The sequence below is a fragment of the Burkholderia sp. Ac-20392 genome (assembly GCF_017104585.1).
Lineage (GTDB): Bacteria > Pseudomonadota > Gammaproteobacteria > Burkholderiales > Burkholderiaceae > Burkholderia > Burkholderia lata.
The window spans coordinates 20,108-27,063 of the sequence record NZ_JAAGPB010000065.1 but is presented as its reverse complement, the minus strand read 5'-3'; the positions used below and the strand labels follow the sequence as shown (position 1 = coordinate 27,063).

Annotated in this window: 5 protein-coding genes and 1 pseudogene; 4 read left to right on the top strand and 2 right to left on the bottom strand. The window is 68.5% G+C overall.

Annotation, left to right across the window (positions count from 1 at the left end; genetic code table 11):
• The 3 genes and pseudogenes from G3N99_RS11430 to G3N99_RS11420 all read left to right on the top strand — a co-directional run.
• Nucleotides 1–610, top strand: a pseudogene (locus G3N99_RS11430) (MFS transporter); the annotation flags it as partial.
• Nucleotides 611–746: 136 nt separating this feature from the next.
• Nucleotides 747–1,943 carry a porin gene (locus G3N99_RS11425; RefSeq protein WP_174983822.1) on the top strand — a complete coding sequence of 399 codons (1,197 nt, stop codon included), beginning with the start codon at nucleotides 747–749 and terminating at the stop codon, nucleotides 1,941–1,943.
• 100 nt (nucleotides 1,944–2,043) lie between these two features.
• Nucleotides 2,044–3,063, top strand: a complete 1,020-nt coding sequence (locus tag G3N99_RS11420; protein ID WP_174943466.1) for an AraC family transcriptional regulator — start codon at nucleotides 2,044–2,046, stop codon at nucleotides 3,061–3,063.
• 27 nt (nucleotides 3,064–3,090) lie between these two features.
• On the opposite strand, the gene G3N99_RS11415 is transcribed toward G3N99_RS11420, so the two are convergent.
• Nucleotides 3,091–4,368, bottom strand: a complete 1,278-nt coding sequence (locus tag G3N99_RS11415; RefSeq protein WP_174939647.1) for a Zn-dependent hydrolase — start codon at nucleotides 4,366–4,368, stop codon at nucleotides 3,091–3,093.
• Complete coding sequence (locus G3N99_RS11410; protein ID WP_206122449.1) at nucleotides 4,365–5,747, bottom strand: amidohydrolase family protein; 1,383 nt, start codon at nucleotides 5,745–5,747, stop codon at nucleotides 4,365–4,367. The genes G3N99_RS11415 and G3N99_RS11410 overlap by 4 nt, the downstream gene beginning before the upstream one ends.
• 99 nt (nucleotides 5,748–5,846) lie before the next feature.
• On the opposite strand from G3N99_RS11410, the gene G3N99_RS11405 reads away from it, so the two are divergent.
• Nucleotides 5,847–6,737, top strand: coding sequence for a LysR family transcriptional regulator (locus G3N99_RS11405; RefSeq protein ID WP_206122448.1), 891 nt, complete (start codon nucleotides 5,847–5,849; stop codon nucleotides 6,735–6,737).
• The last annotated feature ends 219 nt before the right edge of the window (nucleotides 6,738–6,956 follow it).

Below are 6,956 nucleotides of genomic sequence, written 5' to 3'. Positions count from 1 at the left end.
CGCGAGCGCGCCCGCGCAGACCCACGTGCGCGCCGGCACGCTGCCGTGGCGGCCGGTGATCGCGATCTGGGTCGTGACGGCGCTCGTCTACGGCGTGCAGGCGTCGCAATGGGCGATCGCCGGCTTCGTCGGCGAGCGTGCCGGGCTGTCGCCGACGACGATCGGCGTGCTGCTGTCGGTGTCGTCGCTGCTCGGCTTCGTCGGCGCGGCGATTCCGTCGCATCCGGCCAGCCACCCGCACCGCCTCGCGCTGATCTGGGCCGCGCAGCTCGCGATGATCGCGTCGATCGAATGGTTCTTCAGCGCGCGCAGCGGCAGCGCGTACTTCCTGAGCCAGTTCGTGCTGAACAGCGCGTTCTTCGTGATCGTGCCGTTCCTCACCGGGATGCTGTCCGACGTCGACCCGGACGGCTCGCTGGTCGCACGCACGCTCGTCGTCACGTTCTTCGCGGCCGGCATCGGCACCGCGCTGTCGGGCGCGCTGCTCGGCCGCTTCGGCGGCACGCGCGTCGCGCACGTGCTGTGCGTGGCCGTGCTGGCCGCCGCCCCGTTCGTGCGGCTCGCGCTGCGCCGCGCGGCGCCCGGTGCGGTGGCGAGCGCGTCGCCCTGACTGCAGTGCGCCATGGCGTGGCCGCGACGCACCATGAGAATGGCCGCCGCGGCCTTGGCCCGCGCAAATTTGGCTTTCTACATTCGTTTCCGGCGGGTCGAGCCGCCGTCCCCCTGTCGATGCGGAGTCCCAAAGAATGAATCGTCACGATAGCGTTCGCGCCGCGTGCTGCGCGATGTTGGTCCTGGCCGGTACCGGCGCGCACGCGCAAAGCAACGTGACGCTGTACGGCGTAATCGATGCGGGCATCCGCTACGAAACGCACGGCGTGTCCTACGGCGCCGACGGCACGCCGGTGTCGACGGGCCGCAAGATCTCGATGGCCGACGGCGGCGGCCTGACGGAAAGCTACTGGGGCCTCAAGGGGCAGGAAGATCTCGGCGGCGGGCTGTCCGCGCAGTTCAACGTCGAAAGCCACTTCGGCCCGAACAGCGGCGCGATCGTGCCGGCCGGCTCGCCGAACTTCTTCCAGGTCGCATACGTGGGGCTCACGTCGACGTCGCTCGGCCAGCTCGCGCTCGGGCGCCAGTACAACGTGCCGTTCGAGATGGTGTCGCTGACCTACGGCTCGAACCTGTGGGCCGGCCCGCAGGATCCGTACTTCAACCTGTTCAAGCCGGAGCAGACGATGCTCGCGGGCGCCCGCACCAGCAACATGATCCAGTACGGTGCGCAGCTCGGCAGCCTGTACCTGCTCGCGCAGTACGCGCCGGGCGGCCATGCGGGCGGCGGCGTGCTCGGCAGCCAGGCCGGCGCGGCGATCGCGTATGCGCCGGACAAGGGGCCGTTCACGGTTGGCGCATCGTTCATGCGCACCTGGGACGACGTCACCCACGCGAAATTCGACATCTATGGCGGCGGCGGCTCCGTCACGCTCGGCAACGCGACCGTCAACGCCGGCTATATCGAGAACGCGCGCGACAACGACTTCACGTCGTTCGAGAACGGCCCGTTCAGCTCGACCGATCTCGCCGCGCTCGGCATCATCTCGCCCGCGCAGGTGGTCGATCCGTCGACGCCCGGCGGGTTCCGGCGCCGCAAGATGGCGCTCGCGGGGCTGACCTACCGGTTCACGTCGGCGTTCACGGCCGCCGTCAACGCGTGGTGGACCACGCAGTCGGGCTACACGCCGGACTTCGACGGCCGCGCGCGCCAGTTCCAGGTGATCGCCGGCTACAGCCTGTCGAAGCGCAGCATGCTCTACGCGGAAGTCGACTATGCGATCTATCGCGGTGGCCTGGTCGGCGCGCAACTGGTCGGCGTGAACGGGCAGTCACCGAGCACGAGTACCACGCAGCTCGGCGCGACGGTCGGCCTGCGCCACTACTTCTGACGCGGGGCCGCACAGGATGTGGGCGATCGCGGCCGGGGAGGCACCGGGTCTCCGGCCGGGCGGGACGAGTACAATCCATGGAAAAAAATACGGAGCATCCATGGACGAACCCGACCGTTATACGACGGCGAATCTGCCGGTCCATCTGTTGCGGTGCCTCGCGGAGACAAGCAAGGAGCTGGGCATCGACCCCACGCGGCTGTGCCTCGGGCTCGGCTTCGACGTTGCGGACCTGTCGAATCCGTCGTGCCGGATTTCCTTGCGTCAAGCGAGCACGATGATCCGCCGCGCGCTCGACATGGCGCCGGGGCGGGCGCTCGGCCTCGAACTCGGCACGAGCGAGACGATCGCGTCGATCGGCCTGGTCGGCTACGCGATGCTGACGAGCCCGACGCTGAAGGACGCGATCTCGGTCGGGATGGAACTGCAGCGCCACACGGGGCCGCTGATGCGCTTCGAGGTGATCTCGGATGCGCGCACGCTGTCGATCCGCGCAACCAACGTCTTTCTCGAACCGGACATCGAGGCGTTCCTCGTCGAGGAAGCGTTCGGCAGCTTCATGAAGATCGGGCGCTCGCTGGTCGGCCCCGCGTTCCAGCCGAAGGTCGTCGATCTCAGCTACCCGCCGCCGGCCTATGCGGAACAATACGCACGTGTGTTCCCGTGCCCGGTGCGGTTCGAACAGGAGCAGAACCTGTTCTCATGCGACGCCGCACTCGGCAACCGCCCGATCGCGACCCACGATCCGCTCGCGCATCGCCAGGCGCTCGAATTCCTGCAGGACGCGCTGCCGCCCGAACCCGAAGGCACCGAATTTCTCGAATCGATCGAACGGATCATGCGACGCGACCTGCGCCATGCGCCGTCGCTCGCCGAGATCGCCGCGCAGCTGTGCATGAGCGAGCGCACACTCCGGCGACGGCTGGCCGATCAAGGTGTGTCGTATCAAACGGTGATCGACACGATCCGCAGGAAGCGCGCGTTCACGCTGCTGAGCAATCCGCGGCTGTCGATCGAAGACGTCGCGCACGAAGTCGGCTTCAGCGACGCGCACAACTTCCGGCGCGCGTTCAAGCGGTGGACGGGGCACGGGCCGCGCGAGGGGCAGCGGCCGGCATAGCGCCCCCGCCGCGCAACCCCGCCGCCGTTACGCCGTGCCCGCCAGCGAACGATCGAGCCCAACGAGCGTTTGATACAGCACGCGTGTGCCGTCGAGCAGTTGCTGCGGCTCGATCCATTCTTCCGGGCAATGGCTGCGGCCGCCCAGGCACGGAATGAAGATCATCCCGATCGGCCCGGTCGGCGCGACGTACACGGCATCGTGCCCCGCGCCGCTCGGCAGCCGCATGCTCGGATAGCCGAGCTGCGTGGCCGCCTGTTCGACCGCGTCCATCACGAGCGGCTGGCAGTCGGTCGGCCGTGCGCGGCTCACGTGCTCCGCACGCGCGCTCAACCGCAACGCGTCGAGCCGCGCGGCCGCACCGGCCAGCAGCGCCTCGGGGAAAGCGTCGAGCACCGCGTCGCTGTCGCTGCGCACTTCGAGCATCAGTTCGACGTGCCCCGGCACCGCGTTCGGCACGTTCGGCGTCATCGCGATCCGCCCGATCGTCGCCACGACATAGTGCGGATTGCCCGACAGCGCCGATGCGCGCGCATGTGCGGCCTCGATCAAGTGGGCGGCGCCGACGAGCGCGTCGCGACGGATGTCCATCGGCGTCGTGCCCGCGTGGTCGGGCTGCCCGGTCACGGTGATCAGCACGCGCCGGATGCCGACGATGTTGGTCACGACGCCGATCGGCAAGCCGCGCGTTTCGAGTACCGGCCCCTGCTCGATATGCAGTTCGACGAACGCGGCCGTGCTGCCCGGCGCACGCAGCGGTTCGCGCAGCGCGTCCGGATTGCCGCCGATGCGGCGCAGCGCTTGCGCGAGCGTTTCGCCTTCGGCGTTCGTCGCGCGCAGCATGCCGGCGTCGAGCACGCCCGACAGCGCACGGCTGCCGACGCACGAAATGCCGTAGTCGCTCGGTTCTTCGGACAGGAAGTCGATCACCTCGAACGGATGGTCGAGCACGATCCCCTGCTCGTTCAGCGTATGCGCGACCTCGATGCCCGCGAGCACGCCGATGATCCCGTCGAAGCGACCGCCGCCGACCACCGTGTCGCAGTGCGACCCCGTGACGAGCGGCTTCGTGCAGCGGCCGCTGCCTTCGCGGCGGCCGATCAGGTTGCCGCCCGCGTCCATCGACACCGTGAGGCCGGCCTCGGCGAACTGCGCGGCGAGCCATGCGCGCGCTTCGGTGAAGAGTGGCGAGAATGCGCGGCGCGTCCACGGGACGTCGGGCCGCGTGAAGCGCGCCAGTTGCTCGACACGCGCGTTCAGGCGTTCGGCGTTCAGCGGCGGGAAAGGGAAATCCGTCGGATTCATGCGTGCTCCTGCGTAGCGATCGACCGGCTGCCGTGCGGCTTCAGGAAGCGGCCCGAGCCTGCCGGGTTGACGATGCGCTCGCCGTCGTACACGAGCGCGCCGCGACAGTAGGTGGCGGCGATCCGCACCGTGAATTCCATCCCTTCGAACGCGCTCCACTGCACGGCCGACAGGCTGCGCGACGGATCGAACGCGTAACGTTCCGGCGTGAGGATCACGAAATCCGCATCGGCGCCGACGTCGAGCGACCCTTTGCGGTCATCGAGCAGGAAATGCCGCGCCGGGTTCGTCGCGAGCAGTTCGGCCACGCGCGTCGGCGCGACGCCATGCTGTTCGCAGCCGGTCCAGAACGCGGGCAGCAGCGTTTCGAGCCCCGGGCCGCCCGACGCGTTGCGGAACACGTTCGGGTCGCCCTTGCGTTCGAGCCCCCAGCTCACGTGATCCGACGACACGAACGTGCATTCGCCGCGCGCGATGTGCGTCCACAGCAGATCCTGCTCGGCGCGCGGCCGGATCGGCGGGTAGTGCTTGGTTTTCGCGCCGAAGCGCTTCGTGTGCGTCTCGTGGTCGAGCATCAGGTACTGCACGCAGGTCTCGATGCTCGCGCGATGGCCGGCCTGCCGGAACAGGTTGCACAGCTCGAAGCCGCGCGACGTCGACACGTGCACCGCGTGCGCGCGGGCGCCCGTCTCCGCGCCGATCTCGTAGATCAGCGCGGTCGCGAGGTTCTCGATCAGCGGCGGATGCGCGCGCAGGAACGCGTCCCAGCCCGTGTCGCCGGCCTCGATCATCCGCGCGATGTTCTTGCGCGTCATGTCCTGCATCTGGTTGTGCACGCCGCACGCGAGGCCCGACGGCGCGATCAGCCGGAACGCGTCGTACAGCACGTCCTCCTCGACGCGCGGGAACCGGCCGGGCGTCGCCTCGAACGTCGAGAACTTGAACGCGCACACGCCGCCGTCGATCAGCCCGGCCGCCGCATCGAGGCCGTGCTTCGCGTTGAGCGTGCCGTACAGCGCGACGTCGACGTGGCAATCGCGCTCGGCTTCCGCAATCTTGCGGTCGAGCTGCGCGCGCGACGCGACCGGCTCCGGATCGTCATACGGCATGTCGACCATCACCGTCACGCCCCCGGCGGCGGCCGCACGCGACGCGTGACCGAGCCCCTCCTGGTTCGCCTGGCTGGCCGCATGCACCTGCCCGTCGACGACGCCCGGCAGCACCCACTGACCGCGCGCATCGATCGTGTCGCGCGCCGCCGGCGGCACCCCCGTGCCACGTGCGGCGATCCGCCCGTGCCTGATCGCGAGCCAGCCGTCGTCGACCACCTCGCGCGCATCGACCAACCGGCCGCGCACCACCTGTTCGAATTCGCTCATTTGCGCCTCCTGCTTTTTTGATCACGAGCAGTTTAGGCAGCGCTCTGCCAGAATGTCTCATGCCGATTTATCGCCCCCACATAACATGGAGTTAAGGCTGTGCGTCTGAACCTGCGCCAGATCGAGGTGTTTCGCGCCATCATGCTGACCGGCTCGATCAGCGGCGCCGCGAAGCTGCTGCACGTATCGCAGCCGGCCGTCTCGCGGCTCATTTCGTATGCCGAGCAGCGGCTCGGCCTCGCGCTGTTCGAGCGCATCAAGGGGCGGCTCTACCCGACGCCGGAAGCGCAGCGGCTGTTCGTCGAAGTGAACGCGGTGTACCAGGGCGTGCAGCGCGTCAACGAAATCGCGGAAGACCTGATCGAGAACCGGATGGGCCACCTGCGCATCGCGTGCAGCCCCAATCTCGGGCAATCGCTGCTGCCGCGCGCGATCGCCGCGTTCTACGAACGTTTTCCCGACGTGCGCATCATCCTGCACACGATGATCCCGAGCGTGCTGCTGCAGGCGGTGCTCACGCAGCAGGTCGAGCTCGGCATCGCGTTCCTGCAGGACACGCACCCGAACGTCGAAAGCCAGCGCCTCTATGAAAACCGGATGGTCGCGGCCGTGCCCGCGTCGCACCCGTTCGCGCGCCGCAAGACGCTGGCCGTGCGCGATCTCGCGGATCAGCCGCTGATCGGCTATGGCAGCGACATCCCGCTCGGGCAACTGGTGCGGCGGCTGTTCAGCGACGAAGGGCTCGTGCCGCAGGTCAAGATCGAAGTGCAGCAGGCGCACGTCGCGTGCGCGCTCGCGCAGGCCGGCACCGGCATCGCGCTGATCGACGAGCTGACGGTCGCAGGCCCCGTGTGGCCGCAGATCGTCGTGAAGCCGATCGTGCCGACCATTTCCGCGCCGGTCAGCGTGCTGCACCCGGTGCTCGCACCGCTGTCGCGGCTCGCGCACGAGTTCATCGACACGCTGCACGCACTCTCCGCCCCCACGTGAATTGCGTTGCCCGAACAGGCTGAAACCGTTGTCCAGCCTGCGTTTCATCGTCGTACCGGCGGCGGCGGATCACCCCGTTCGCCATCCGTCGCTCGAGCGTCACCGGGATTACCCTACGCTTAACATGGCGTTATGAAGTCTCCATAAAATAGCAATAACGCTCAATATTCGGCGTCCCTAGAATCGTTTGGACAGTACCGCCACACAAGGCTTTCGGCC

Excerpts from the sequence above, each read along its gene's own strand:
- G3N99_RS11425 (WP_174983822.1), top strand. The coding sequence starts at position 747 with ATGAATCGTCACGATAGCGTTCGCGCCGCGTGCTGCGCGATGTTGGTC.
- G3N99_RS11420 (WP_174943466.1), top strand. The coding sequence starts at position 2,044 with ATGGACGAACCCGACCGTTATACGACGGCGAATCTGCCGGTCCATCTG.
- G3N99_RS11415 (WP_174939647.1), bottom strand. The coding sequence starts at position 4,368 with ATGAATCCGACGGATTTCCCTTTCCCGCCGCTGAACGCCGAACGCCTG.
- G3N99_RS11410 (WP_206122449.1), bottom strand. The coding sequence starts at position 5,747 with ATGAGCGAATTCGAACAGGTGGTGCGCGGCCGGTTGGTCGATGCGCGC.